General features: G+C 75.9%; 21 protein-coding genes. 9 read left to right on the top strand and 12 right to left on the bottom strand.

Annotated features, from left to right (window positions below):
* Positions 1-142 precede the first annotated feature (142 nt).
* Positions 143-937: an SAM-dependent methyltransferase gene (locus AB0881_RS35890; RefSeq protein WP_366624430.1), complete on the top strand. Its 795-nt coding sequence runs from the start codon at positions 143-145 to the stop codon at positions 935-937.
* Between the two features lie 24 nt (positions 938-961).
* On the opposite strand, the gene AB0881_RS35885 is transcribed toward AB0881_RS35890, so the two are convergent.
* Both AB0881_RS35885 and AB0881_RS35880 read right to left on the bottom strand, forming a co-directional pair.
* The gene (locus AB0881_RS35885) at positions 962-1726 is read right to left on the bottom strand and encodes an ABC transporter permease (protein WP_366624428.1); all 765 of its coding nucleotides are present in this window, start codon (positions 1724-1726) and stop codon (positions 962-964) included.
* A complete protein-coding gene (locus AB0881_RS35880; RefSeq protein ID WP_366624425.1) occupies positions 1723-2643 on the bottom strand; it encodes an ABC transporter ATP-binding protein in 921 nt (306 codons plus the stop codon). The genes AB0881_RS35885 and AB0881_RS35880 overlap by 4 nt, the downstream gene beginning before the upstream one ends.
* Before the next feature lie 143 nt (positions 2644-2786).
* Between AB0881_RS35880 and AB0881_RS35875 the strand changes: the two genes are divergently transcribed.
* Both AB0881_RS35875 and AB0881_RS35870 read left to right on the top strand, forming a co-directional pair.
* Positions 2787-3899, top strand: coding sequence for a histidine kinase (locus AB0881_RS35875; protein WP_366624423.1), 1113 nt, complete (start codon positions 2787-2789; stop codon positions 3897-3899).
* Between the two features lie 14 nt (positions 3900-3913).
* The gene (locus AB0881_RS35870; protein WP_366624421.1) at positions 3914-4552 is read left to right on the top strand and encodes a response regulator transcription factor; all 639 of its coding nucleotides are present in this window, start codon (positions 3914-3916) and stop codon (positions 4550-4552) included.
* Here the strand turns inward: AB0881_RS35870 and AB0881_RS35865 are convergent.
* Together AB0881_RS35865 and AB0881_RS35860 are read right to left on the bottom strand one after the other, a co-directional pair.
* Entirely contained in the window at positions 4549-7311 is a 2763-nt protein-coding gene (locus AB0881_RS35865) for an AAA family ATPase (protein ID WP_366624419.1), read from the bottom strand. The genes AB0881_RS35870 and AB0881_RS35865 overlap by 4 nt on opposite strands.
* A gap of 125 nt (positions 7312-7436) precedes the next feature.
* The gene (locus AB0881_RS35860; RefSeq protein WP_366624417.1) at positions 7437-8240 is read right to left on the bottom strand and encodes an alpha/beta hydrolase; all 804 of its coding nucleotides are present in this window, start codon (positions 8238-8240) and stop codon (positions 7437-7439) included.
* Positions 8241-8632: 392 nt separating this feature from the next.
* On the opposite strand from AB0881_RS35860, the gene AB0881_RS35855 reads away from it, so the two are divergent.
* The 3 genes from AB0881_RS35855 (at position 8633) to AB0881_RS35845 (ending at position 9936) form a co-directional block, all read left to right on the top strand.
* Positions 8633-9103, top strand: coding sequence for an STAS domain-containing protein (locus AB0881_RS35855; protein WP_366624415.1), 471 nt, complete (start codon positions 8633-8635; stop codon positions 9101-9103).
* 40 nt (positions 9104-9143) lie between these two features.
* Positions 9144-9512, top strand: a complete 369-nt coding sequence (locus AB0881_RS35850; RefSeq protein WP_366624413.1) for a nuclear transport factor 2 family protein — start codon at positions 9144-9146, stop codon at positions 9510-9512.
* A gap of 76 nt (positions 9513-9588) precedes the next feature.
* Positions 9589-9936: a DUF1330 domain-containing protein gene (locus tag AB0881_RS35845; protein WP_366624411.1), complete on the top strand. Its 348-nt coding sequence runs from the start codon at positions 9589-9591 to the stop codon at positions 9934-9936.
* 25 nt (positions 9937-9961) lie between these two features.
* On the opposite strand, the gene AB0881_RS35840 is transcribed toward AB0881_RS35845, so the two are convergent.
* Both AB0881_RS35840 and AB0881_RS35835 read right to left on the bottom strand, forming a co-directional pair.
* Positions 9962-10303, bottom strand: coding sequence for an anti-sigma factor (locus AB0881_RS35840; protein ID WP_366624409.1), 342 nt, complete (start codon positions 10301-10303; stop codon positions 9962-9964).
* A gap of 13 nt (positions 10304-10316) precedes the next feature.
* A complete protein-coding gene (locus tag AB0881_RS35835; protein ID WP_366624407.1) occupies positions 10317-13055 on the bottom strand; it encodes a LuxR family transcriptional regulator in 2739 nt (912 codons plus the stop codon).
* A gap of 130 nt (positions 13056-13185) precedes the next feature.
* On the opposite strand from AB0881_RS35835, the gene AB0881_RS35830 reads away from it, so the two are divergent.
* Positions 13186-13491 carry a hypothetical protein gene (locus AB0881_RS35830; RefSeq protein WP_366624405.1) on the top strand — a complete coding sequence of 102 codons (306 nt, stop codon included), beginning with the start codon at positions 13186-13188 and terminating at the stop codon, positions 13489-13491.
* Between the two features lie 18 nt (positions 13492-13509).
* Here AB0881_RS35830 and AB0881_RS35825 read toward each other — a convergent pair whose 3' ends face one another.
* Complete coding sequence (locus tag AB0881_RS35825; RefSeq protein WP_366624403.1) at positions 13510-13986, bottom strand: (2Fe-2S)-binding protein; 477 nt, start codon at positions 13984-13986, stop codon at positions 13510-13512.
* 11 nt (positions 13987-13997) lie between these two features.
* Positions 13998-16301: a molybdopterin cofactor-binding domain-containing protein gene (locus tag AB0881_RS35820; protein ID WP_366624401.1), complete on the bottom strand. Its 2304-nt coding sequence runs from the start codon at positions 16299-16301 to the stop codon at positions 13998-14000.
* Positions 16302-16517: 216 nt separating this feature from the next.
* Between AB0881_RS35820 and AB0881_RS35815 the strand changes: the two genes are divergently transcribed.
* The gene (locus AB0881_RS35815) at positions 16518-17405 is read left to right on the top strand and encodes a hypothetical protein (RefSeq protein ID WP_366624399.1); all 888 of its coding nucleotides are present in this window, start codon (positions 16518-16520) and stop codon (positions 17403-17405) included.
* Here AB0881_RS35815 and AB0881_RS35810 read toward each other — a convergent pair.
* Positions 17374-18168: an ABC transporter permease gene (locus AB0881_RS35810; protein WP_366624397.1), complete on the bottom strand. Its 795-nt coding sequence runs from the start codon at positions 18166-18168 to the stop codon at positions 17374-17376. The genes AB0881_RS35815 and AB0881_RS35810 overlap by 32 nt on opposite strands.
* Positions 18161-19174 carry an ABC transporter ATP-binding protein gene (locus AB0881_RS35805; RefSeq protein WP_366624395.1) on the bottom strand — a complete coding sequence of 338 codons (1014 nt, stop codon included), beginning with the start codon at positions 19172-19174 and terminating at the stop codon, positions 18161-18163. Before AB0881_RS35805 ends, AB0881_RS35810 begins: the two co-directional genes overlap by 8 nt.
* Before the next feature lie 97 nt (positions 19175-19271).
* On the opposite strand from AB0881_RS35805, the gene AB0881_RS35800 reads away from it, so the two are divergent.
* Entirely contained in the window at positions 19272-19970 is a 699-nt protein-coding gene (locus AB0881_RS35800) for a helix-turn-helix domain-containing protein (RefSeq protein ID WP_366624393.1), read from the top strand.
* 69 nt (positions 19971-20039) lie between these two features.
* On the opposite strand, the gene AB0881_RS35795 is transcribed toward AB0881_RS35800, so the two are convergent.
* The gene (locus AB0881_RS35795; RefSeq protein ID WP_366624391.1) at positions 20040-21692 is read right to left on the bottom strand and encodes an alkaline phosphatase D family protein; all 1653 of its coding nucleotides are present in this window, start codon (positions 21690-21692) and stop codon (positions 20040-20042) included.
* Between the two features lie 124 nt (positions 21693-21816).
* A partial coding sequence (locus AB0881_RS35790; RefSeq protein ID WP_366624389.1) for an HAD-IC family P-type ATPase occupies positions 21817-25377 on the bottom strand: 3561 nt, incomplete at its 5' end.

The following is a 25377-nucleotide window of genomic DNA, read 5'->3' as shown; positions in this document are numbered from 1 at the left end:
GCGCGCGGCATCCCTCCGTATCCGGAGAGCGAACCATGCCAGGAGCGGCGAATCGCCTCCCCGGGGGCGGCGCCGACGAATTAGGTTGATCCCGCCGGACGAACCGCCGGACTCGTTCCTCCTCGCAAGAGAGGCGCTTCCCATGACCGAGCGCGACCCCGCGGAGACCGCCGCCATCGACACCAGCGTCCCCCACGCGGCACGGATCTGGAACCACTGGATGGGGGGCAAGGACAACTACGAGTCCGACCGGGCGGCCGGCGACGCGGTGGCCGAGGTGTACCCGCAGATCGTCACCATGGCGCGGCAGTCCCGGCGGTTCCTGATCCGCACCGTGCGCTTCCTGGCCGCCGAGTGCGGCGTCCGCCAGTTCATCGACATCGGCACCGGGCTGCCGACGATGCAGAACACCCACGAGGTCGCGCAGGGCGTCGCCCCGGAGTCCAGGATCGTGTACGTCGACAACGACCCGCTGGTGCTGGTGCACGCCCGGGCACTGCTCGGCAGCACGACCAGCGAGGGCGCCACCACGTACGTGCACGCCGACTACCACGAGCCCGACAAGATCATCGAGGCGGCCCGCGAGGTGCTGGACTTCGGCGAGCCCGTGGCGGTCATGTTCATGGGGGTGCTCGGGTACGAGCCCGACCTGGCCGTGGTGCGCGCCATCGTCGGCCGGGTGATGGAGGTGACCCCGTCCGGCAGCCACCTGGTGCTGTGGGACGGCACCGACACCGGGACCGAGGTCGTCGAGGGCGCCGAGAAGCTCGTGGAGAGCGGCGGCGTCCCCTACGTCCTCCGCGACCCCGGGCAGCTCGCCCGCTGCTTCGAGGGCCTGGAGCTGGTCGAGCCCGGCCTGGTCCCGATCGGCGAGTGGCGTCCGGACGGCGAGACGGTGCAGATCGACGCCTACGGCGCGGTGGCCCGCAAGCCCTGACGGCTGCGGCGCCACCGGGACGCGTCAGCTCCAGCGGAACGTCTTCGCGGCGACCGCGGCGGCCAGGACGGTCGTGCCGGCGAGGGCGCCGAGCTGGGCGGGGTCGGGTGCCGCGCCCGTCCAGGCGTCGCTCAGCGCGTCCAGCCCCGCGCCGTACGGCAGGTGCCCGCCGAGCGCGTCCAGCCACCCCGGCAGCTGTCCGCGCCCGCCGAACCCGCCGCCGGCCGCCATCGTGGCGAAGAACAGCACCAGGCCGATCGCGACGGCCGCGTTCGGCGTCGGCGCGAGCGCGGCGACGACCATGCCCACCGCGTACATCGCGGCCGCCGCCAGGAGGAACGCGCCGGCCGCGGTGAACGGGTCGCGCGGCATCGCCACGCCGAACGCCGACCGCGCCACCAGCAGGGCCAGCGCCACGCCGAGCAGCGTCTGCGCCAGGCTGACCGCGACCTGGGCGACGAGCACCGACGCCGGATGGGCCGGCGTCACCGAGAGGCGCCGCAGCACGCCCGCCTTCCTGTACGAGGCCAGGAAGGACGGCATGTTGACCACGCCGATGAGCGCCACCACCATCACGATCGTCAGCGGCACGACGTAGGCGTCCAGCGCGGGCAGGCCGCGGAACTCCGCCCGCCCCGCGCCGTCGGCGCCGATCCCGTTCATCACCATGATCAGCACGGGCAGCCCGAGCGGCACGACCAGGCCGGCGGTGTCGCGGACCACCATCCTGGCCTCGGTCAGCGCGAGCATCGCCCAGGCCCGCGCGGGCAGCGCGAACGCGGGGGTCATGCCGCCTCCCCGTCCTGGTAGGGCCGGCCGGTCAGCGCGAGGAAGGCGTCCTCCAGCGTGGCCCGCTCCAGCCGGGTCTCGGTGGCGACGACGCCGTGGCGCAGCAGCGCCGTCCCGACCGCCCGCAGCAGGTCGCCGGTCCCGGTGACCACGGTCTCGCTGCGCCGGGTCCGCACCTCCGTCACCTCCTCCAGGCCGGCCAGCACGGCCCGGTCGAACGGTTCCTCCGTCCGGAACCGCACCCGGCGCGGCGCGTCCAGCGCCGCGATCAGGCCGCCCGGCGTGCCGAGCGCGGCCGGCCGCCCCCGGTCGACGATCACGACCCGGTCGCACAGCCGCTCGGCCTCCTCCATGAGATGGGTGACCAGCAGCACCGTCACGCCGGTGTCGCGTACCTGCTCGATGAGGTCCCAGGTGCCGCGGCGCGCCTGCGGGTCCAGGCCGGTGGTGAGCTCGTCGAGCACCGCGACCCGCGGCCGGCCGACCAGCGCGAGCGCGATGGCGAGCCGCTGCGCCTGCCCGCCCGACAGGTCCTCGAACGCGGTGCCGCGCTTGCCCGCCAGCCCCAGGTCCGCCAGCAGCCGCTCGGGATCCGCGCCCTCGCGGTAGAACGACCGGTACAGCGCGAGGGCCTCGCCGACCCGCAGCTTCTCCGGCAGCATCCCGCTCTGGAGCTGGGCGCCGAGGACCCGCCGCAGCTTCGCGCGGTCCCGCGACGGATCCAGGCCGAGCACGCGGATCCGCCCGGCGTCGGGACGCCGGACGCCCTCGACGCACTCCACGATGGTCGTCTTGCCCGCGCCGTTCGGGCCGAGGATCCCGAAGATCTCGCCCTCCTCGACGGCGAACGAGACGCCGTCGACCGCGACCGTGTCCCCGTACCGCTTGCGCAGCCCGTCCACCTCGACCACCGCCATCGTGCCCCCTCACCGGCCGTTCCACCGCGTACACCGGAACGCTAGGACGCGGCCGCCCCCGCCGTCGGGTGCCGGACGTCACGACCCGCACCCGTGACTTCCGGCACGGTCGGCGCGGCGGCGCGGGCCGTAGTGTTCGGAGCATGGCCGATTCGCAGCTGGAGCGCTGGGGCGCGGCGAGCCTGCTGGCGGTGTGCGCGCTGATCGGGGTGCCCGTCCTGCTCGCGGCGGAGCGGCCCACCACGGGCCCGCCGTGGGTGTGGTGGTCCTGCTACCTCGGCCTCATCGCGCTGTTCGTGCTGGGGTTCCGGGAGACGCCGCCGGAACGGGCGGTCCGCGGCCTCCTGCTGCCCGGGCTCGCGCTCACCGGGGCCGCCACCGTGCTGCTGGCCCCGCGGGCCGGGTACACCGCGATCCTGCTGGTCTTCGTCACCGCGTACGCGGCGCACCTGGGCTCGCGGCGGGCCGTCCTCGCCCTCCTGCTCGCCAACAGCACGGTCGCCGCCGCCGCGGCCGCGCTCGCCGTGAGCACGGTCATGGAGGTGGTGCTGACCTGGCTCCTCTACGCGATGCTCCAGCTCTGCACGGTGTGGGCGGTGCGCAGCGAGCAGCGGGAGGCCGCGGCGCGCCGGCGCCTCGCCGCGGCCAACACCGACCTGCGGGCCGCCACCGCGCTGCTGGCCGAGTCCAGCCGCGCGGGGGAGCGGCTGCGGATCGCCCGGGAGCTGCACGACCTCCTCGGCCACCAGCTCACCGCGCTCGTCCTGGAGCTGGAGGTGGCCTCCCACCGCGGCGACCCGGCGGCCCGCAAGCACGTCGAGCGCGCCCGCGGGCTGGCCAGGGAGCTGCTCGGCGACGTGCGCACCGCGGTCGGCGAGCTGCGCACCGGCACCCCGGACCTGCGCCTGGCGCTCGCGGAGGTCGTCGCGGAGCTGCCGCACCCCCGCGTCCACCTGGACGTCGACGGCGGCCTCGAACCCGACGAGGCGTGCACGGCCGCGCTGATCCGGTGCGTCCAGGAGGCCGTCACGAACACCATCCGGCACTCGGGCGCCGCGAACCTGTGGATCGAGGTGGCCCGTTCCGGCGACGGCGGGATCGTCCTGACGGCGCGCGACGACGGGCGCGGCGCCGCCGCCCTGCGGCTCGGCCACGGCCTCACCGGCATCCGCGAACGCGTCGCGCAGCTCGGCGGGGCGGTGTCGTTCGACACCCGCTCGGGCTTCACCCTCCGCGCCCGGGTGCCGGCCCCGTGATCCGGGTGTGCGTCGTGGACGACCAGACCCTCGTCCGCCAGGGGATCCGGCACCTGCTGGAGCTGTCCCCGGAGGTCACCGTCGCCGCCGAGGCCGCCGACGGCGACGAGGCCCTGGCGATCCTGGAGGCGGCGCCGCCGGACGTGCTGCTGCTGGACCTGCGGATGCCCGGGCGGGACGGCATCGCCACCCTCACCGCGATGCGCGAGCGCGGCATCGCCGTCCCGGCCCTCGTGCTGACGACGTTCGACGACGACGAGCTGGTCCTGCGGGCGCTGCGCGCGGGCGCGCGCGGCTACCTCCTCAAGGACGTCACGCTCGACCAGGTCGTCGAGGCGATCCGCGCGCTCGCGGGCGGCGGCACGTTCGTCCGGCCCGCCCTCACCGAACGGCTCCTGCGCGCCGCGGAACGGCTGCCCGAGCCCGGCGGTATCGGCGGCCTCCCGCCCCCGCTGCCGCTGACGGACCGCGAGCTGGAGATCCTGCGGCTGCTGGCCGGCGGGTACGCCAACCGCGAGATCGCCGCCGCGCTGCACCTGGCCGAGGGCACCGTGAAGAACCACGTGTCGAGCGTCCTGACCAAACTCGGCGTCCGCGACCGCACCCTCGCCGTCCTGCGGGCCCTGCACCACGGCCTTCTCGGCGACCGCTAGCCGGGAGGCGCGGAGCCGCTCTCATCGCGGGGGAGGACGCCGGGGAGCTGCTTGCGGGAGCTGATCCCGAGCTTGGCGAAGACCTGCCGGAGGTGCCACTCGACGGTACGGGGGCTCACGAAGAGGCGGGCGGCCACCTCCGGGTTGGACAGGCCGTCCCGCACGAGCAGGGCGATCTGCCGCTCCTGCGGCGTCAGCCCGCCGCTCGCCGCGGCCTCCTTCCCGCGCCTGCGGACGTTCTCGCCGGCGGCGAGGAGCTCGCGGCGGGCGCGCTCGGCGAACGCCGCCATCCCGATCGACGTGAACAGCTCGTACGCGCGGCGCAGCTGGGTCCGCGCCTCGCTCCGCCGGCGGTTCCGGCGCAGCCACTCGCCGTACAGCAGGTGGGCGCGGGCCAGTTCGGGACGCAGCACCGTCCGGCCGAGCCGCTCGATCGCCTCGAGGTAGAGGCCGGCCGCGGCGTCGTCCCCGGTCAGCAGCGCCCGGCAGCGGGCGAGGATCCCCTGGGCCCAGTCCGTGTCGCACGGTTCCGCCGTGTCCGCCAGCTCCTCCAGCGCCTCGCGGGCGGCGGTGCCGTCGCCGGCGCGCGCCGCCGCCTCGACGAGTTCGGGGAGCGCCCACTGGGAGACCAGCGCGTTGGCGCTCCGGATGGTGGCCTGGGCCGCCGCCAGCGCGCGTTCGTAGTGGGCCAGGCCGTTGCACAGGATCGAGGTCGCCCACTGGGCCGTCGCGACGCCCGCCAGCTGGCCGCCGGCGCCGGCCTCCTCGATGGCGGCGGCGATCAGCGCCGTGCTCTCGGCCTCCCTGCCCTGGAGCGCGGTGAGCAGGAGCCCGGTGTGCTGCGTCATGGGCACGCCCGTCGCGGCGGCGACGGCCTCGGACTCGGCGACGAGCTCGGCCGCGGCGGCGAACTCGCCGCTGAGCGAGACCGGGATCCCCAGCGCGTGCAGGTAGACGGGGAGCTCCGCGAGGGCGCCGGCCGCGCGCACCTCCTCCAGCACCCTGGCGGGCGTCCGGGTCAGGAGCCGGTCCTCCCAGACCAGCGCGACCAGGCCGTTGGCCGCCCAGCTCCACTTCAGGAGGTCGTCCAGGGGAGCGCCGGTGAGCGCGTCCACAGCCCTGCGCAGGACCGGGAGCGCGGTGCTGCGGTCGTCGGTGACGAGCGCCGCGTAGCCGTCGAGCACGAGATCGAAGACGCCCGGGCTCCCCGCCGGCGGGGGCAGCTCCCTGATCGCCTGGGAGATCGCCACGAGGCTCTCCCGGTTCGCGGCCCCGTAGGAGGCGCTTCCCCAGGCGATGAGATAGGTCTCGCGGGCCAGGTCCATGTCGAACGGCTCCAGCCGCCGCGCGGCCTCCAGCAGCAGCGGCGGCGCCTCGTTGTTGAACCCGGCCGCGAACGTGGTGTGGCCGCGGACGAGGAGGGCGCGCACGCGCTGCGACTCGCTCGCGGCGTTCTGGTCGGCGATGTCGGCGAGCGCCCGCGCCGCGTCGAGGTCGCCCGACCGCAGGCAGGCGTCGGCCGCCGCGACCGCGCGGTCGGCGCACCGCGAGGCGTCGACGCTCAGCGTCACCGCGCGCCGCAGGAACGCCGCGGCGGCGGCCATCCCGCCGCGGGCCTGCGCCCGGCCGGCGGACCGTTCCAGCTCGGCGGCGACGGCCTCGTCCGGCATGGTGGCCGCGGACGCGAGGTGCCAGGCGCGGCGGTCCGGATCGGCCTCCGCGTCCGTCGCCTCCGCCAGCGCCAGATGCACCGCCCGGCGATCCCGCTGGTGCGCCGACCCGTACACGGCCGAACGCACCAGCGGATGGCGGAAGACCACCTGCGCCCCGAACTCCAGCAGCCCGTCGGTCCCGTCCGCCAGCGCCGCCGCCGGGGCGATCCCGAGCCGTTCGGCGGCGTCCCGGACCAGGGCGGGACGGCCGGTGGGCTCGGCGGCGGCGATCAGCAGCAGCAGCCGGGTCCGCTCGGGCAGGTCCCGGATCCTGTCCAGGAAGCTCTGCTCGATCCGCCCGGGCAGCGCGCCGGCGTGCGGCAGCTCGAACCCGCCCGGGACGTGGGTGGCCGGCAGCCCGCGCGACAGCTCCAGCAGGGCGAGCGGGTTGCCGTGGGTCTCGGCCACGAACCGGTCGCGGACGCTGCGGTCGAGCCGGATGCCCGTCACCGAGTCCAGCAGCGCGTGCGCGTCGGCGTCCCGCAGCCCGGTGACCTCCAGCTCCGGCAGCCCGAGCAGGTCCTGGGCGGGCCGCCGGGTGCCGAAGAGGAGGGCGACCGACTCGGCCAGCAGCCGGCGCCCGACGAAGCCGAGGACCTGCGCCGAGGAGCGGTCGAGCCACTGCGCGTCGTCGACCACGCACAGCAGCGGGCCCTCCTCGGAGGCGTCCGCGAGCAGGCCGAGCACGGCCAGCGCGACCAGGAACCGTTCCGGCGGGGCGCCCGCCCGCAGCCCGAACACCGTCTCCAGCGCCTCGCGCTGCGGATCGGGCAGGTTCCCCAGCCGGTCCAGCAGCGGCGCGCACAGCTGATGTACGGCCGCGAACGCCAGCTCCATCTCCGACTCGACGCCCACCGCGCGCAGCACCCGCGCGCCGGCCGCCGCGCGCTCCGCGTACCCCAGCAGCGCCGACTTCCCGACCCCCGGCGCCCCGCGCAGCACCAGCACGCGGCTCTGGCCCGTGCGGACGGCCGCGATCAGCTCATCGAGATGAGCGCACTCCCCGGCCCGCCCGAACAGGCCGGCGTCCTCACCGTGTCCGGCCACGCGCTCGCGCTCCACCGCCCCACCGCCCTCGCCGCGGACACCCGCCGCCGGCGCCGCCCATTATGTCCGTATGGGCCGGGCCGCGGGCAGCGGCGGGTGCCGGCGGCGGGTGCCGCCCGCGCCCGCTAGCGGACGCTCGCCCGCGCGGCGCGCTCGATCGCCCGGGTGACGGTCCCGGGCGCCGTGATCAGGCCGAGGTGCCCGGCGTCGTACTCGGTGACGGCGGAGCCGGCCCGCTCGGCCATGGCCCGCTGGGCGCCGGGCGGGATGATCGCGTCCCTGGTGCCGAGGAGGTACCAGGAGCGGATCGTCCGCCAGGCGGGGGTCCCGGAGGGCTCGTTCAGCGCGCCGACCGTGGCCGGCCGCTGGGTGGCCGCGACGAGCGCCTTGTCGCGCGCGCTCAGTCCGGTCGCGAACGACGCGGAGACGGTCGCCCTCTTGAGGTAGAGGTCGGTCGCCGGGGTGGGCGGCAGGGCGGCGGGAACGAAGTCGAACACGGTGGTGGGATCGGCGACCGAGAGCGCCGAGTCCGGACCCGCCAGCGCCGTCGCGGTCTCGCCCTGGTCCGGCGCGAAGGCGTTGACGTAGACCAGCGCCTTGACGTCGGGGTCGCCGGCGGCCGCGTTGCTGATCACGGCTCCGCCGTAGGAGTGGCCGACGAGGACGATGGGGCCTTCCACCGTCTCCAGGTAGGCCCTCACGTACGCGGCGTCGCCGGAGAGCGAGCGCAGCGGGTTGGCGACCGCGGCGACGGTGTACCCGTCGCCCTGGAGCCTGGTGACGACTCCGTTCCAGTTCGAGGCGTCCGCCCAGGCGCCGTGCACGAGCACGATCGTGGGCTTGGCCGCCGTCTTCCGGATCTCCTGGGCCGGAGCGCTCTGCGCCAGGCCGAAGCTCACCATGAGAAGGGCGACCGCGATCAGAAGCATCACCGTGACGGTGGGCCGCCGCCTGACGTGAACGGGTGCGCTGGTCCGGGATCTGGTCATGATCCTGTCCTGTTCTGCGGGAGATGCGGCGATTCCGCCGGCTGCCGGTCCGAAATTGTTCGCGCGCATAACGGAATTTCGCCCGCGCGGTGACAGCGGCTGAATCGGAGCCGGGCCCGTTATGGCCGGCTCATTGCTAAAGACAAGGCACCGGCCGCCCCTGTGACACGCGCTTTCGCCGTCGAACGGAAACGCGGATCGGCGCGCCCGGTGATGGGACCAAGGTCCTTCTTGAATGGGAAAAGCGTTACTTCCGGCGGGCTCGCCCGCCGCCATGAACTGGTCCCCGGATGACACTTTCACTTTCCGAGCAGACGAGAAGAGAGACGCTGATGAACGTTCCAGGCCCCGGCGGCGGCCCGTCACGCGGCCGGCACCGCCTGCGGGTGCGCAGCGCGCTGCTGCGGCTGGACGGCACCTTCGAGCCGCCGTACCTGGTCGTCGACGGGGACATCGACATCACCACGCTCGCCGCGTTCAGCGCCGCGCTGTCCCGCCTGCTCGCGCACGGTTCCGGCGACGTGTGGGTCGACGCGGAGCGGCTGCGCTTCATCGACGTCGGCGGACTCCGGGCCATCGCCGCCACCGCGTGCCGGCTGGGGCTCCAGGACCGGCGGCTGGTGCTGCGCTCGGTGGCGCCGCACCTGATCAGGCTCATGGACCTGGTGGGCTGGAGCCAGATCTCCAACCTGTCCATGCTCGCCCGTGAACCCCGGCCCGCGGCGACCGCGCCGGCCACGACCGATGGGCGCGGACGAAAGTACCTAAGCGTGTCAGATTCCCCGTCGCTCCCGGCTTCCTAGTTTGGGTGTCACAGCGAGCACGACACCTGAGGAGAGACACATGAGCGACATGAACGAGCTGGTCGAGCGCTACCTCGCCGCGTGGAACGAGACCGACGCCGCCGCGCGGCGGGCCGCCCTCGCGGAGGTGTTCGCCGAGGACGCGGTGTACACCGACCCGCTGGTCTCCGTCCAGGGCAGGGACGGGCTGGACGCCACGATCGCGGCCGTCCAGGGGCAGTTCGGCGGGCTGGTGTTCAGCCTCGGCGGCGCCGTGGACGCCCACCACGACATCGCCCGGTTCACCTGGCACCTGGGGCCCGAGGGCGGCGAGCCGGTCGTCATCGGCTTCGACGTCGCGGCGGTCGGCGGCGACGGGCGGATCCGCCAGGTGCTCGGCTTCCTCGACAAGGTGCCGGCCGGAGCCTGAACGCCCCGGGGCGGACCGCCGGACGGTCCGCCCCGCCCATCCCGGAACACGCCCCTGGAACGCAAGGAGTGACCCCATGACCGCCTACGTGATCGCGCACCTGCGGGACGCCACCCCGCACCCCGAGATCGCCGAGTACATCGAGCGCATCCCCACCACCTTCGAGCCGTACGGCGGCCGCTTCCTCGTACACGTCACGCCGCACGAGGTGATGGAGGGAAGCTGGCCCGGGGACGTCGTGATGATCGGCTTCCCCGGCGTCGCCGAGGCGCGGGCCTGGTGGGACTCGCCCGAGTACCAGGAGATCGCACCGCTGCGCTCGCGGCACATCAAGGGCGACATCATCCTGGTCGGAGGCGTCCCCGAGGGCTACGACCCGGCCTCCACCGCGAAGGCCATGCGTGAGGCGCTGGCCGCCGGATAGCCCCCCCGGTCCTCCGGGGCGCCCGTCAGGTGGTGACGTCGTAGTTGAAGCCGAAGGCGCGCGCACCGGTCTCCGTACGGGGACGGTGCGCGGTCTCCGGGCCGAACGCGACGTAGGTGCCGGGACCGTGGGTGCGGTCGCCCTCGATGATCCGGCCGCTCACGACGTAGTACGCCTCACCGTAGCCCTCGTGGACGTCGAGGTCCGGCCATTCGGCGCCCGGGGCGAGATCGATCACCCATGTCCTGATCCCCGGCATTCCCGGCAGGGACCGTACGTGGACGCCGGGGCCCAGCTCGACCGGCGAGACCTCGTCGATGTCCACGGGGAGAACCTGTCCGGGCCGTACCTGCTCTTGCGCGCTCATCGGGACAAGATTCTCACAGCCCGAGCCCGCCGGCGAGCGCCCGCAGCTCGCTCCGGGACGCGATGCCGAGCTTGGGATAGGCCTTGTAGAGGTGGTACCCGACCGTCCGGTGGCTGAGGAAGAGCTGCGCGGCGATGTCGCGGTTGGACATGCCCTGCGCGGCGAGCCGGGCGATCTGCAGCTCCTGCGGGGTGAGCCCGGCGGCCGCGCCCGCGGCGGGCCTGGGGCCCCGGTCCGGGGCGCCGGTCGCGGTGAGCTCGCCGCGGGCGCGCTCGGACCACGGCCGCATGCCGAGGCGGTCGAAGACCTCCAGGGCGTCGTTCAGCCGGCCCCGCGCCTCGGCCTTGCGCCGCGCCCGGCGCAGCCACTCGCCGTACAGCAGCGCGGTCCTGGCGTATTCGAGCGCGCGGCCGTCCTGGTCGTGCAGTTCGAGGGCCGCGGTGTAGAACGCCTCGGCCTCGTCGTCGGCGGCGAGCAGGCCGCGGCAGCGCAGGACGAGCGCGTCGGCCCACGGCCGCCGCACCGACCCCGCCCACCGCTCGAAGCGCGCCAGCGGCCCGGCGGCGCGGTCCGGCGCCCCGACCCGTACCGCGGACTCCACCAGGTCGGGGGTGGAACGGGTGGCGCAGATGTGGTGGCGCATCGGCTCGCGGGTCAGGCGCTCGAACCGGGCGAGGGCCGCCTCGGCGCGGCCGAGCCCGAGGTCCAGGAGCCCGAGCGACCAGTGCGCCCACGGCGCGCCGGGGGAGAGGGCCCCGGCGGTGCCGCCCGCCAGCGCTGCCTCGGCGCCGCGCCGGCAGCCCTCCTCGTCCCCCTTGGCCGCGTCGAGGTAGGCGAGGACGCTGCTGAACTGGCTGACCCACTGGTGCTGGCCGGTGTCGCGGGCCAGCCCCAGCGCCTCGGTCGCCGTGGCGAGGGCGTCCAGATGCCGCCCGGTGAACACCTCGCCCTCGGCCATGAAGAACAGCACCGTGGGGAGCCGGCCGGCGCCGCCCCGGGCGCGGTGCCCGGCGGCGAGCGCGGTCGCGAGCTCGTACGCGTCGGCGTCCTGGCCGAGCGCCAGCGCCGCCCCGCACAGGATCATCGACGCCTGGTCGGGGACCCGGCCCCGGCGGCGGATCGCCGCGAGGGTGTCGGACAGCGGCGGCGGCGGTCCGGAACGGTCCCGGTCGAGGTGAACGAGGTAGGGGCCGACCGGTGCGAGCGGATCCGCGTCGTCCAGCGGCAGCGCGGCCAGCCGGCCGAGTGTCGTCGCGAGCTGCCGTTCCCCCAGGTACCAGGAGGTGTGGACGGCCTGGATCAGCAGCATCGCGGCCTGGCCGGGATCGGTGTCGCGCACGAGGTCGGCACCGTCGAGCAGCGATCGGTGGGCGGCGGGGTACGAGCCCTGCCAGAAGTCCGCGAGCGCCCGCACCTGCGCGATCCGCGCGTTCACCGCCGGGCCCTGGTCCGGGTGCCGGGCCGCGCGGTCCCAGCAGGCCCGGGCGCGCTCCAGATCCCCCGCCTCCAGCGCGGCCTCCGCCGCCAGAGCCTCGCGGTGCGCCCTGGCGGCGGGCCCGGCGCTCAGCCGGGCGGCCCGCTCGTACGCCGCCGCGGCCGCCTCGTGCCCGCCGCGCTCGCGGGCGCCGGCGGCGGTGCGCTCCAGCGCGGCGGCGGCCTCCTCGTCGGGCCCGGTGGCGGCGGCCGCCAGGTGCCAGGCCCGGCGGTCGGCATGCTCGGGCGCCCCGAGGGCCCCGGCGAGCGCGCGGTGGACGGCCAGGCGCTGCCCGAGCGGCGCCCGTTGGTGGACGGCGGCGCGCAGCAGCGGATGGCGGAAGCGGATCGTGGTGCCGTCGGCGCCGCCGCGCAGCACCAGGCCGGCCCGTTCGGCGGGCTCCAGGTCGCCGGCGGCCGCGCCCAGCTCGGCGGCGGCGCGCAGGATGACGGAGAGGTCGCCGGTCTCGTCGGCCGCCGCCACCAGCAGCAGCGTCTGGCAGGCCGCCGGCATGCGGCTGACCTGGCCGTGGAACGCCAGCCGCAGGCGGCCGGTGAGGGGGAGCGCCCCCGGCGCGAACGCGCCGCCCTCCTCCGCGGCCAGCGCGACCGGCAGCTCCAGCAGGGCCAGCGGGTTCCCGCGGGCCTCGGCGAGCAGCCGGTAGCGGACGGCGGGCGCGAGCGGGTGCCGGTCGAGCAGGGCCGCGGCGGCCTCCGGGGCCAGCCCGGACAGGAGCAGCTCCGGGAGACCGGGGGCGGGGAAGGACTCCTCACCGTCCCGCGCGGCGAAGAGCATGACCACCCCCTCGGCGCGCAGGCGCCGGGCGGCGAACAGCAGCGCGTCCCGCGACGCCCGGTCGAGCCAGTGCGCGTCGTCGACCAGGCACAGCAGCCCGGCCCCGTCCGCATACTCCGTGAGCAGCGACAGCACCGCCAGCCCCACCAGCATCGGCTCGGAGCCGGCCGCGGGCGCCAGCCCGAACGCGCCCTCCAGGGCCGCGCGCTGCGGGCCGGGCAGCGCGCCGAGGGAGCCCAGCGCCGGGCCCAGCAGCAGCTGCAGTCCCGAGAACGGCAGCTCCGCCTCGTACTCGACGCCCGTGCCGCGGACCAGCCGCATGTCGCCGGCCACCGCGGCGGCACTGTCGAGCAGCGCCGTCTTGCCGATGCCCGGCTCGCCGCGCAGCACCAGCGCCGCGCTCGTCCCCGACCGGGCCCCCGCCAGCAGTTCGGCGACGGCGTCCTCCTCGGCCTTCCTGCCGTACAGCTCCCCCGCACCCATGGCCCCATCCTGGCACCGGCGCGGGCGGCCCCCGCGCGCGCCGGTACGCAGGAACATTCACGGCGCCCGCCGTCGTTGATCCGTTCGGGACGGTGACATCACTCGGGGGAGGTAGCCGGCGGTGACGACGGTGAGCACGGTCAGGAAGCAGACCCGGCAGGCGCCCGGCGCCAGGACGGGCGCGGCGCGGCGGACGCATCCGGTCCGCAAGGAGAGCGCGTACGCCCCCGGCCCGTCGCCCCAGACCCTGGACGAGCTGCGCGCGGCCTACCAGGCGCACCTCGCGCAGCTGGCGCGGGAGCGGGACGAGGCGAGGCGCGAGGCGCGCCGCGCCAAGGCCGAGGCCGCCGTCGCCCGAGCCGACCTGGCCAGCCTGACGGCACGGGTGAACGAACTCCTGTCGGCGGCCGCGGCCCACCTCCCGCCGCAGGCCTGAGCCGCGCCCGCCCCGCGGTCACATCTTCTCGGCGGCGGACTTGATGGCGTCGCGGATCCGGGCGTACGTGCCGCAGCGGCAGATGTTGCGGAGTTCGTCCAGGTCCGCGTCCGTGATGTCGCGGCCTTCGGAGCGGACCCGGCGGACCTTGGCGACGGCGGACATGATCTGGCCGGGCTGGCAGTAGCCGCACTGGGCGACGTCGTACTCCAGCCACGCCTCCTGCATGGGGTGCAGGTCGCGGCCCACGGTGGCGGGGAGGCCCTCGATGGTGACGACCTCGTCGTCCGGGCCGATCCGCGAGACGGGCACCGAGCAGATGTTGACCGCCTTGCCGTTGACGTGGGAGGTGCAGGCCTGGCAGACGCCGATGCCGCAGCCGTACTTGGGGCCGGTGACGCCGAGCAGGTCGCGCAGCACCCAGAGCAGGCGGACGTCGTCCTCGGCCTCCACGGTGATCTGCTTGCCGTTGAGCTTGAACGAGTGGGTCGGCACGTCGGGTCTCCTCAGAAGGCGCGGTCCAGGCCGTCGGTGGGGGACTGCGGGGTGGACGGCTGCAGCGGGAAGGGCTCGAAGCCCAGGGTCGCGTGGTTGATCGGGAAGGTGGTCGGCATCGTTCCGGTGGCGCGGCCGTACGCGCAGGCCACGGCCGCCAGGGACGGGGCCACCGCGAGCTCGCCGGCGCCGCCGGGCTCGTCGCTCGCCGGCGGCATGACGATGACGCGCGTCTCCGGCGGGGTGTTCCACTGCCGCGTGTAGAAGTAGTTGTCCCAGCTGCCTTCGAGCGGGACGCCGTCCTTGATGTGCAGGCTCGCGGTGAGCGCCATCGCGATGCCGTCGTTCAGGCCGCCGATCATCTGCGCCTCCAGGCCGCGCGGGTTGATCGGCAGGCCCGCGTCCACCACGACCAGCGCGCGGGTGACGCGGGGGCCGGTGACGCCGCGTTCGACGCGGCGGTTCACGGTCTCGGGACGGCAGTCGAGCTCGACGAGGACGGCGCACGCGGCCCGGTACTCGGAGGCGACGGCGACGCCCTGGGCGACGCCCGCGGGCAGCCGCCGCCCCCAGCCGCCTTCGAAGGCCGCCTTGTCCAGGACGTCGCGCAGCTTCGCGTGCTTCAGGAACTCGCGGCGGAACCCGACCGGGTCCTTGCCCATCGCGGCGGCGAGCCGGTCCACGACGAGTTCCCGCGCGCAGACCACGTTCGGCGAGTAGACGTTGCGCATGCTGCCGGTCCTGAACTTCATCGGGATCTCGGTCAGCGTCTGCCTGGTCGTCCCGAAGTGGTACGGGGACGACTGGCTCAGCAGGAAGAACGCCTGCGCGACGGTGGGGTTGCCGACGAGCGGCAGCTTGGCCGCGTTCGTGGTGACCATGTCGCCGAACCCGTGGCTGAAGCTGGTCTCGGTGCTGACGTGCCGCTGCTCGTACGCCAGCACGTTCCCGCCCCGGTAGGAGGCGCGGACGCGGGAGACGCACATCGGGTGCGCGCGGCCCTGCCGGACGCTGTCGGTCCGCGACCACGACAGCTTGACGGGCTTGCCCATCCTCCTGGAGATCTCCGCGGCCTCCACGGCGGCGTCGGGGTGCAGCCGCCGCCCGAACGAGCCGCCGCCCTCCACGACGTGCACCTTCACCGCGCCCACCGGCAGCCCCAGCCGCTTGGCGATCTCCGACTGGGCGTCGCCGGGGACCTTCAGGCTGGCCCAGACCTCGGCGCGGCCGGCCCGCACGTCCGCGACCGCCACGTCCGGCTCCAGCGGGGAGTTGCTGGCGAACATGAACGTGAACTCGGCGTCGATCGACTCGCTGAACGGCGGCGGGGCGCTCGGCCGCGGCACCGCCTTCCTCAGCGTCGCCAGCACGGTGCCGTCGGACTCCCCGGCGACCGGCCCGGGACGCCACGTCACGTCCAGGGCCCGCAGGGCGTCGATGCACTGCCCGAACGTCCGGCCGCGCACCGCCACCCCGTGCTTCAGCACCGCGACGTCGGTGATGCCGGGCATGGCCTTCACGGCGGCGGCGTTGCGGACGGCGTCCACCGTGCCGTCGATGGTCGGCGGGCGCCGCACCATCGCCGGCAGGGCGTCCGGGACGTTCAGGTCCATGGCGAACGTCTTGCGTCCCGTCACGGCGGCGAGCGCGTCCACGCGGCCGGCGGGCCTGCCGACGACGGTGAACTCGGACGGGTCCTTCAGCGTCGCCGAGACCTGGGTGGTGCGGGTGACCGCCGCGGCCTTGGCCAGCGACCCGTAGCCGGCCCGCCGGTTGCCGTCCAGCACCTCGCCGTTCCTGGTGGTGAGCTTGGACGGGTTCACGTTCCAGGCGCGCGCGGCGGTCTCGACGAGCCGCCGCCGCGCGATCGCGGCGGCGGTGCGCACGGGCGTGTAGAGGGAGCGGACGGAGGTGGAGCCGCCGGTGAACTGGTTGAACAGCAGTTCGGGCCGGGCGTCGGAGAGGGTGACGGCGACCCTGTCCAGCGGCAGGTCCAGTTCCTCGGCGATCAGCATCGCGACGGTGGTGGTGATGCCCTGCCCCACCTCGGCGCGGGGCACCGCGAACGACGCCGTCCCGTCCTCGTGCACTCGGACGGCGACCAGCCCGGACGTCGGCGCCGACGCGAGCCGCACCAGGTCGCCGACGTCGAAGATCTCCTCCGGCTGGGGCGGGGGCGGGATCTCCGCCGCGGCCGGGTCCCGGGCCCACTGCACGGCCACGGCCAGCGTCGGCGCGGTGACCAGGTAGCCGAGGAAGCGCCTGCGCCGCAGGCCCCCGTCCGGTTCGTCCGGTGAACGGTCGTCGTGCTCCATGGCGGTCCTCCTGGCGGTCCCGCGGTGTGGCGGGGATGGATCGCAGACCCGTGAGCTGGGTACCTGGACACTTACTGGAGGGCAGCATGGCATACCGCGCCGGGCCCGCGCAGCACTATTGGCATGTTGCCAATAGGAGGCTACAGTCCCACTCATGCGCACCGCCGTCACCAGCGCCGGCCCGCCGTTGGCGCGCTCCACCGGCCGGGGCGGCCGATGAGCGCCTGGCACGGCCACGGCCTCGCCTTCGCGGCCAGCGGGCTCTACTTCCTGGGTTTCGCGTTCTTCAAGTCCGCCGCCGCCGCGATGGAGCGGCTGGACGGCACGCACCCCCTCCATCTGGCCCGGAGCGTCCTGGCCAGCGGCCGATGGTGGAGCGGTGTGGCGTTCATGGCCGCCGGCGTGGCCTGCCATCTCGCCGCCCTGTCGCGTACCGGGCCCGAGACGATGACCCCGGCGCTGCTGGCGGGACTGGCCGTCCTGCTGGCCGTGGCGCGGGGCGTGTTCCGGGAGCGGGTGACCGGGCTGGAGTGGCTGGCGTTCGCGCTGCTCCTCGCCTCCGGCGTGTGCTTCGCCCAGGCGACGCGCTCCACCTGGGAACCGCCGCCGCCCGCCGTGCTGCCGGCCATCGCCGCCGCGTCGTTCGTGCTGCCGGTCGGCCTGTTCGCGCTCGGCGACCGGCGGCCCGCCGGGGCGCACGCCCGGCGCCTCAGCGGCATCGCCTACGGCATCTGCGCGGGCGTCCTCATCGGCTCGGGGGAGCTGGCCCTGACGCTGTCGGTGCGCCACGGGCTCGACTGGACGCTCCTGACCTCGACCGCCTACCCCTACCTCTTCGCCGCCGCCGTGGGCGTCGGGGTCGTCCAGCTGCAGATCGCCTTGCAGCGGTGCCGGATGGTGGTGCTGCTCTTCATCGCGACCATCGTCGCCAAGATCTACGTCCTGCTGGCCGGCACGTCGCCGGGCGACCCCTCCTCCTGGACGTCCGGAGCCCACCTGCTCGCCGGGACGGCGCTGCTGGTCGCGGCGTTCGCGCTCGTACCGCGCTTCGAGCGCGTACCGCCGCGGCCGGTCAGCCGCGCCGCACGAGCGCGCGCAGGCTGATCGCCACGCCGGCCGCGCACCAGGCGAGCAGCACGGCCAGGTCGCGCACGCCGGCGCCGTACAGGTCGGAGGCCAGCCCGGCCCGCAGCAGGTCCGCCCCGGGCCGCACGGGCAGGAAGTCGTGCAGCGCGCGGAACCAGTCCGGCAGCCGGGCCGCCGGGAACGTGACCGGCGAGAAGAGCAGGACGAAGAACACCAGCACCTGGCTGACCAGCTGCGCCAGCATGGGCTTGAGCAGCACGGCGACCGCGTACCCGACGGCCGTGGCGGTGACCGCGACGAGCAGCGCGGCGCACACCAGCAGTGGCCAGTCGAACGACAGCCTCAGGTCGAAGCGCAGCCATCCCACCAGTACGGCGACTCCCACCGACGGCACGCAGAGCGCGACCCACACCGTCAGGTCGGCGAGGAAGAGCAGCGGCCGCGCCACCGGCAGCGCGCGCATGTAGGTGAAGGTGCCGTCGAGCCGCGCCCGCGCCACGCCCTGCGGAACGATGGCCAGGCCGATGGTCAGCAGCAGCACGGTCGGCGCGCCCGTCGCGAGGAACGTGGCCGTCGGGGCGTCGATGCCGGGGATGAGCAGGCCGAAGCCGATGACGATGCCGGCCGCGAGCAGCGCCTGCACCACCACGATGAGCGGCAGCAGGCCGCCGATCTGCGCGAGCTGCCACGAGAGCAGCGTGCGGTAGGCCGCCCACGGGCCGAGGCGCGCGGGGGCCGGGGCCGGCGGCGCGGGCAGGGGGCGTGCGGTGAGCTCAGGCATCGCCGGCCACCGCCGCGAGCTCGGTACCGGTCCCGGCGCCGGCGGCGGCGGTCGCGGCGAGGTAGGCGTCCTCAAGGGTGGCCGGGGCGAGCGCGTACCCGTCGAGCCCGCCCTGGTCCCGCTGGTACGCCGCCCAGGCGACCGCGGCCGCCGCGGCGTCGGGCGGGATGGTCAGCAGGACGCGCCGGCCGGACCGGACGCGCCGCCGCACCGGGACGGGCAGCGGCGTCCCCGGCACCGGCCCGCCGGCCGCCGCGGGGCCCGGATCGGACGGGTCCGGGCCGTCCGGCACGAGGTGCAGCTCCAGGCGCAGCCCGTCGTCGCCGCGCAGCTCCGCGGGCGTCCCGGCGGCGACCACGCGGCCGGCGTCGAGCACCACGAGCTCGTCGACCACCCGTTCCGCCTCCACCACGTTGTGGGTCACCAGCAGGACGCCGGAGCCCTGGTCGGCGACCCGCCGTACCGTGGCCCACAGCGCACGGCGGCGCACGGCGTCGACGTCGTTGGTCGGCTCGTCGAGGATCACCAGCGGGGCGCCGCCGGCGACGGCCATCGCGAAGCCGGCGAGCCGCCGCACCCCTCCGGACAGGCCGCGCCCCTCGGGCAGCGCGCGCCGGTCCGCCCACGCCTCGATGCCGAGCTCGGCCACCAGCCGCCGGGCCGCCGCGCCCGCCTGCCGGGCGTCCAGGCCGCGCAGGCGGGCGGCCACCTTGATGGCCGCCGCCAGGGTGAGGCCGTCGATCGGCACGTGGGCCTGCGGCTGCAGCGCCACCATGCGGCGGGCCGCGGCCGGCCGCGCCACCGCGTCGACGCCGGCCACGGTGATGCGCCCGGCGTCGGGGCGCAGCAGGCCGACCACCTGCGAGACGAGCGTGGTCTTGCCCGCGCCGTTGTGGCCCAGCAGGCCGACCACCTCACCGGCCCGTACGCGCAGCGACACCCGGTCGTTCGCGACGACCGTGCCGAACCGGCGCGTGAGCCCGCTGATCTCCAGTACCGGAGTCATGCAACCTCCTCAGATACAACCTGTATCTGAATACTAGCCGTATTCGGATACAGGTTGTATCCCAATGCCATGTGTACCCGGCATCTACAATCGGGGCGTGGACGAACACCCGGCCGAGCTGCCCTCACGCGGCGAACGGCAGCAGCAGACCCGCGCCGCCCTCGTCGACGCCGCCCGCGAGGTGTTCGCCCGCGATGGCTACCACGGGGCCGGCCTCGGCGAGATCGCGCGCATCGCCGGGTACACCCGGGGCGCCGTCTACTCCAACTTCGAGAGCAAGGCCGATCTCTTCCTCGCGGTGATGGACGCCAACCTCCGCGACATCGGCCGGCAGGCCTGGGACCCCTTCGACCCGGCCACCGGCGGGACCGACACCGAGGTCGCCGCGGTGATCCGCGGCATCGCGCTCGCGACCCTCGAGTTCATCGCGGTGGCCGCCCGCGACGACCGGCTCAGCGCGGCGCTGGCCGGCCGCGTCCAGGTGCTCCTGGACCTCTACGCGGGCATCGCCGCCGAGGCGCGCGCGGACGGCGAGCCGCTCGCCGCCGCCGAGGTGGGCGCCCTGCTCGCGGCCCTCGACCAGGGCGTGACGCTGCTGGCGCTGTCCGGGCTCGCGACCATCGACCAGCGGATGATGCGGATCGGGCTGCGCCGCCTCGTCGACCCCGCGCGGGCCGCGGCCCAGGACTCGCGGGACTCCGGGGACGCGCAGGGCGGCCCCGCCGCCCTGCACGACCAGGTCATCCAGCAGCGGATCGCCGCCGCCCTCCAGGACCCGGCGGGCGGCGGGGCGTGAGGCGCGCGGACGATGCCGCCGGAACGGTGCGGTCGGGGCGGCGGCCGGCCGCACCGTTCCGGCGGGCCGTCAGAACTGGTCGTCGTCGACGTCGTAGCGGCGTGCGGCCTTCGCCAGAGTGCGCGCCTCAGGCTGCCGGTCGACCACGCCGATCCCGGGCCGTCCCGCCTCGACCTGGAACCGGGCGGCCGTCGCGACCGTGGTCCCGCTCGGCGTCCAGACCGAGCTGACGACCCGCAGCGAGGCCAGCAGCCGGGCCGGGGTCACGTCGCAGACGACGTATCCCCGCCGGTTGCCGATGTACTTCCAGTGCGGGCTCTCCGCCATGATCGGGTCGTACGTGCGGTGGAACGGGACCGGGTCGGAGTCGCCGCCCGAGCTGATCGACGTACCGGTGATCTCCGCGCCCACCACCGGGGACGCCGGGTCGTCGAAGTCCGGCTTCAGATCGCACACCCAGGTGGCGTGCCGGTCGCCGGTCAGCACGACCGGGTTGGCCGCGCGGCCGGAGCCGAAGAACTCCAGCATGCGGCGGCGCTGCGCGCGGTAGCCGTCCCAGTTGTCGAAGTCGTAGACCTTCTCGGGGCCCGCCTTGCGGTCGTTGGACGCCCACATCACCTGGTTGGCCAGCAGGTTCCAGCGGGTGCCCGAGCGGGACATCCCGCCGACCAGCCACTTCTCCTGCTCCTTTCCGGTGAGGGTGCGGGCCGGGTCCTCGGCCTCGGCGAGGGTGGCGGGCTGGTCGCTCCGGTACTGCCGGGTGTCGAGCACGTGCACGGTGGCCAGCCGCCCGAAGCCCAGCCGGCGGTGCAGCCGCAGGTCGAGGCCGTGCGGGCGGGCGGAGCGGCGCAGCGGCATGTGCTCGTAGTACGCCTGGAACGCGGCGGCGCGGCGGGCCAGGAACGCCTCGCGCGGCTGCTGGGCGGGGTCCTGCGGGATCTCGTCGGCCCAGTTGTTGTCGACCTCGTGGTCGTCCCAGGTCGTGATCCACGGGAACGCGGCGTGCGCGGCCTGCAGATCGGCGTCGGTCTTGTACTGCGCGTGCCGGTTGCGGTACTCGGCCAGCGAGTACGGTTCGCCGGTGCCCTCGTGGGTGCGGATCGTCGTGGTGCGCGGGACGGACTCGTAGATGTAGTCGCCGAGGAACGCGACGAACGCCAGGTCCTCCTCCGCGAGGTGCCGGTACGCGGTGAAGTGCCCGTCCTGCCAGTTCTGGCAGGACGCGAAGGCGAACCGCAGCCGCCGGTTGACCGCTCCGTTCCGCGGCGCCGTACGGCTCCGGCCGGCGGGCGAGAGCTCGCCGCCGGCCCGGAACCGGTAGAAGTACTCGCGGTCGGGCCGCAGCCCGCCGACCTCGACGTGCACGGCGTGCCCGCTCTCGGGCCGCGCGACCGCGACGCCCTTCGCGCGGACGTCGCGGAACCGCTCGTCCTCGGCGACCTGCCACGCCACCGGCACCGCGCGGTCCGGCATGCCGCCGCCGTCGAGCGGCCGGGGCGCCAGCCGGGTCCACAGGACGAACCCGTCCGGCAGCGGGTCCCCGGAGGCCACCCCGAGGGTGAACAGGCCGCGCGGCAGGGGCGCGCCGCCGTACGAGCGGACCGCGGCGGCCGCGCCGTCCTGGCCGACCACGGCCGGGCCGAGCAGGATGTGGCCGGCGGTGAGAGCCCCGGCGGCGCCGCCGGTGGCGAGGAACCTGCGGCGTGGGAACGTTTCGGACATGCACCCTCCCTAAGGCGTCACCGGAGGATGTCCGCGCACCGGTGAACGCGGGCAGGCGCCAGAGCCGAAGCCGAGACGACGAGGGCGCGAACAACGGTCGCCCGCGTGGCGGGCGGGGCCCGCGTCAGCGCGCGCCGGCGGCCGGGCGGGGCAGGTAGCGGCCGGCGAGCATCGCGGCGGCGATCGCGCCCGCGGCGGTGGCCCAGCCGAGCGGGTCGAGCGGGACGCAGCCGAAGAACGCCCCCACGCCCGGCGTCTGGACGATCGCGGCCAGCAGGACGGCCGAGCCGAGCGCGGTGACCGCGACGGCGCGGTCCCGGCGGCCCGTCAGCAGCGTCTGCGCCAGCTGCGTGCCGATCAGCGCGACCAGGCCGATGGTGCGGGCGCGGACGGCCGGGCCGGTGAGCCGCCCGGCCGTCCAGCCGGCGGTCGCGCCGAGCGTGGTGACGACCGCGCGCTGGGCGATGTCGCGGGTGAGCGCGGAGCCGAGGGACGACTCCGGGCCCTCGGCCAGCAGCGCCGAGGTGACCTCGCGCGACGGGGCGCGGACCGCGATGGCCAGCGCGGGCGCGAGATCGGTGAGCATGTTCATCAGCAGCATCTGGCGGGCCGACAGCGGCGAGCGTCCCGACACCAGCGAGCCGAGCAGGGTGAAGCCGATCTCGCCGAGGTTGCCGCCCACCAGGATGGCCAGCGCCTCGCGCACCGACCCCCACATCGCGCGGCCCTCGACCAGCGCGGACACGATCGTCTCCAGCCGGTCGTCGGCGACGACCAGCCCGGCGGCGTCCCGCGCGGCGGCGGTGCCGCGCCCGCCGAGCGCGATCCCGACGTCCGCGAGCCGGATGCCGGCCGCGTCGTTGGCGCCGTCCCCGGTCATCGCCACGGTACGGCCCTGCGCCTGGTACGCCCGCACGATCCGGACCTTGTGCGCGGGGGTGCAGCGGGCCACCGCGTCGACCCCCTCCAGCGCCGCGCCCAGCGCGCCGTCGTCGAGGTGGTCGATCTCATCGGCGACGATCACCCGGGCGGCGCCGCCGGAACCCGTGAGGTCGCCGGCGATCGCGGCCGCGGTGGCCGGATGGTCGCCGGTGAGCATGACGATGTGGACGCCGGCGTCGCGGAGCGCGGCGACGGCGGGCGCGGCGGTCGCCCGGACGGTGTCCGCGAGCCCGAGCAGGCCGAGGAACGTCAGCCCGGCGACGTCCTCGTCGTCCAGCCGCTCGCGGGCGGGGCCGCCGCGCCGCTCGGCGACCGCCAGCACCCGGTGCCCGGCCTGCGCCAGCTCCTCCACCCGCCGCTCGACGTCCCGGCGGCCCGCGTCGTCCAGCGGGCCCTCCGACGTCGCCGTGCAGCGCGGCAGCACCGTCTCGGGCGCGCCCTTGACGCACAGCACGGTCCGCCCCCTGCTGCGCCCCAGCGAGGCGTGGTACGAGCGGGACGGCTCGAACGGCAGGCTCGTGACGTGGTGCCACGTCCCGCCGGTACCGCGGCCGACCCCGGCCGCGGCGGCCCCGGCGTCCACCGCGGCGTCGGTGAGGTGGCTGTGCCCGCCGTTCCCGGCGGGCGGCGTGGCGCGCAGCGCGGCGGCCAGCACCGGGCGCGTCGAACGGTCCAGCGCGTCCAGCCGGACGTCGCGGCGCCGGTCCCCGACCCGGGCCAGCCTGATCTCGCCCTCGGTGAGGGTGCCGGTCTTGTCGAAGCACAGCACGTCCACCCGGCCCAGCGCCTCGATGGTCTTCGGGTCGCGGACGTACACGCCGCGCCCCGCGAGCCGCCGCGTGGCGGCCAACTCCGCGGCGCTGACCAGCAGCGGCAGCCCTTCCGGAACCGACGCCACGGCCAGGTTGACGCCCTCGGACAGCGCCCGCCGCAGGGCACCGCCGCGGATCAGCCCCGAGGCGGTCACCGCGACGGCGGCGCCGACCGCGATCGGCGTGGTCGCGCTGGTGATCGACTTGAGCCGGGCGTCGACGCCGCCGGATCGGCCCGGCCCGCCGGGCTCCGCCATCGCGCGGCCGCTCTCGGTGCCGGTGCCCACCGCCACGACGACGGCGGTCGCCTCCCCGGCCGCGATCGTGGTGCCCTCGTACAGCATGCACGTGCGTTCCGCGACGTGCCGGGCGAGCGTGGGCGCGGCGTCCTTGGCGACCGGCAGGGACTCGCCGGTCAGCGCCGACTCGTCGGCCTCCAGCCCGCGGGCGGTCAGGATCCGGCAGTCGGCGGGGACGGCCGAGCCCGCCTCCAGCAGCAGGACGTCCCCCCGCACCAGCCGGTCGGAGTCCAGCCCGCGCTCCGTCCCGCCGCGCAGGACCCGGACGGGGTCGGCGGAGCGGGTCGAGATGCCCGCCAGCGTCCGCTCGGTCGCGCGGCGCTGCACGCCGCCGACCAGGCCCGACAGGCCCATCACCGCCGACACCAGGAGCGCGTCGGCCGGCGAGCCGACCGCCGCCGCGCCCGCCGCCCCCGCGGCGAGCACCGGGGTCAGCGGGTTGGCCAGCTCCCGGCCGACCGCGCGCGGCAGCGTCAGGTGAGGCGGCCGGCTCCCCGCGGCCGCCGCCGTCCGGCGGACTCCCGCCTCCTCGTCGGTGAGCCCCTCGGCGCGGCTCCCCAGCCTCTCCAGGACGATCTCCGCGGGCAGCGCGTGCCACGGCGTGGCGGGCGGCGCGGGCGCGGGCTCGCGCCGCATCACCTCGCGGGCCCGCCAGGCCCCCTGCACCATGGCGACGCCCGCCGCGCCGTGCACGGCCGACATCGCCCGGCCCGCGGCCCTGCCCGGCGGGCCGGTGAGCGCCAGCAGCGCGCCGACCCCGGCACCGGACCGGCACAGCGTCACGCCCAGCTCGCTCACTCCGCGGGCCGTGCCCGCCGCCTCGATCACCGCGGCCGCCGCCGCCCGCTCGCCGTGCACCAGCAGGTCGGCGCCCCAGGACGGCAGGCCGCCCGGACCGGGCAGGCCCACGCCCACATCGGCCGCGGCCAGCGCTTCCCGGTCGGCCGACACCAGGAGCACCCCGGCCCCCTCCGACTGCAACCGGCGTACCGAGGACGCCAGCTCCGCCCCGCCCCGGACGCGGGCGTCGGGACGTCCCGGAAGCTCGGCCTCGCCGCCCGCCGTCACCAGCCGGAGCCCGGCCCGGCGCACGGCCGTGACCAGCGCGTTCACCTCGTCCGCCGCCGTACGCGCCGTGCTCACGAACGCCTGCGGCTCGTCCCCGCGGACCAGTGCGAGCGCCCGCTCGTCAGGCGGCTCCCCGTCCGCTCCCCGGGGCAGGACGCGGCCGGGCGGCCCGAGCCGCCACTCGCCGTCCTCCCGGACCTGGCCGGGCGCGGCCGGATCGAACAGCGCGTACACCCGCCCGGCGACCTCCGCCTCGCCCGCGTCCCCGACGACCGTCACCTCGCCGACCGCCGGCTCGTCCGACAGCAGGACCCCGGCGTCGAGCACCACGGTGTCGATCCGGTCCAGCCTGCGCAGCGCGCCGGGCACGACCGGCAGGACGCCCCGGTCCGCGAGCCGCGCGCCCAGCTCCGCGGCGAACAGCTCGCGGCCCGCGCCCGCCGCCTTCGGGAGCGCCGCCAGCCCCACGCCCAGCGAGCGGCGGGCGCTCCGGGCGAGCAGCGCGCCCGCGGCCGTGCCGCCCAGCGCCAGCGGGAGGGCGTGGTCGGCGTGCCGTTCCACCGG

It is taken from the genome of Spirillospora sp. NPDC029432 (genome assembly GCF_040703975.1).
GTDB lineage: Bacteria > Actinomycetota > Actinomycetes > Streptosporangiales > Streptosporangiaceae > Spirillospora.
The sequence above is the reverse complement of the archived record's forward strand: the minus strand, read 5'-3'. Positions and strand labels throughout refer to the sequence as shown.

Bases quoted from the DNA above. Each gene is read 5' to 3' on its own strand.
- AB0881_RS35890 (WP_366624430.1), top strand. From the start codon at position 143: ATGACCGAGCGCGACCCCGCGGAGACCGCCGCCATCGACACCAGCGTC.
- AB0881_RS35885 (WP_366624428.1), bottom strand. From the start codon at position 1,726: ATGACCCCCGCGTTCGCGCTGCCCGCGCGGGCCTGGGCGATGCTCGCG.
- AB0881_RS35880 (WP_366624425.1), bottom strand. From the start codon at position 2,643: ATGGCGGTGGTCGAGGTGGACGGGCTGCGCAAGCGGTACGGGGACACG.
- AB0881_RS35875 (WP_366624423.1), top strand. From the start codon at position 2,787: ATGGCCGATTCGCAGCTGGAGCGCTGGGGCGCGGCGAGCCTGCTGGCG.
- AB0881_RS35860 (WP_366624417.1), bottom strand. From the start codon at position 8,240: ATGCTTCTGATCGCGGTCGCCCTTCTCATGGTGAGCTTCGGCCTGGCG.
- AB0881_RS35855 (WP_366624415.1), top strand. From the start codon at position 8,633: ATGAACGTTCCAGGCCCCGGCGGCGGCCCGTCACGCGGCCGGCACCGC.
- AB0881_RS35850 (WP_366624413.1), top strand. From the start codon at position 9,144: ATGAGCGACATGAACGAGCTGGTCGAGCGCTACCTCGCCGCGTGGAAC.
- AB0881_RS35845 (WP_366624411.1), top strand. From the start codon at position 9,589: ATGACCGCCTACGTGATCGCGCACCTGCGGGACGCCACCCCGCACCCC.
- AB0881_RS35840 (WP_366624409.1), bottom strand. From the start codon at position 10,303: ATGAGCGCGCAAGAGCAGGTACGGCCCGGACAGGTTCTCCCCGTGGAC.
- AB0881_RS35835 (WP_366624407.1), bottom strand. From the start codon at position 13,055: ATGGGTGCGGGGGAGCTGTACGGCAGGAAGGCCGAGGAGGACGCCGTC.
- AB0881_RS35820 (WP_366624401.1), bottom strand. From the start codon at position 16,301: ATGGAGCACGACGACCGTTCACCGGACGAACCGGACGGGGGCCTGCGG.
- AB0881_RS35815 (WP_366624399.1), top strand. From the start codon at position 16,518: ATGAGCGCCTGGCACGGCCACGGCCTCGCCTTCGCGGCCAGCGGGCTC.
- AB0881_RS35810 (WP_366624397.1), bottom strand. From the start codon at position 18,168: ATGCCTGAGCTCACCGCACGCCCCCTGCCCGCGCCGCCGGCCCCGGCC.
- AB0881_RS35805 (WP_366624395.1), bottom strand. From the start codon at position 19,174: ATGACTCCGGTACTGGAGATCAGCGGGCTCACGCGCCGGTTCGGCACG.
- AB0881_RS35795 (WP_366624391.1), bottom strand. From the start codon at position 21,692: ATGTCCGAAACGTTCCCACGCCGCAGGTTCCTCGCCACCGGCGGCGCC.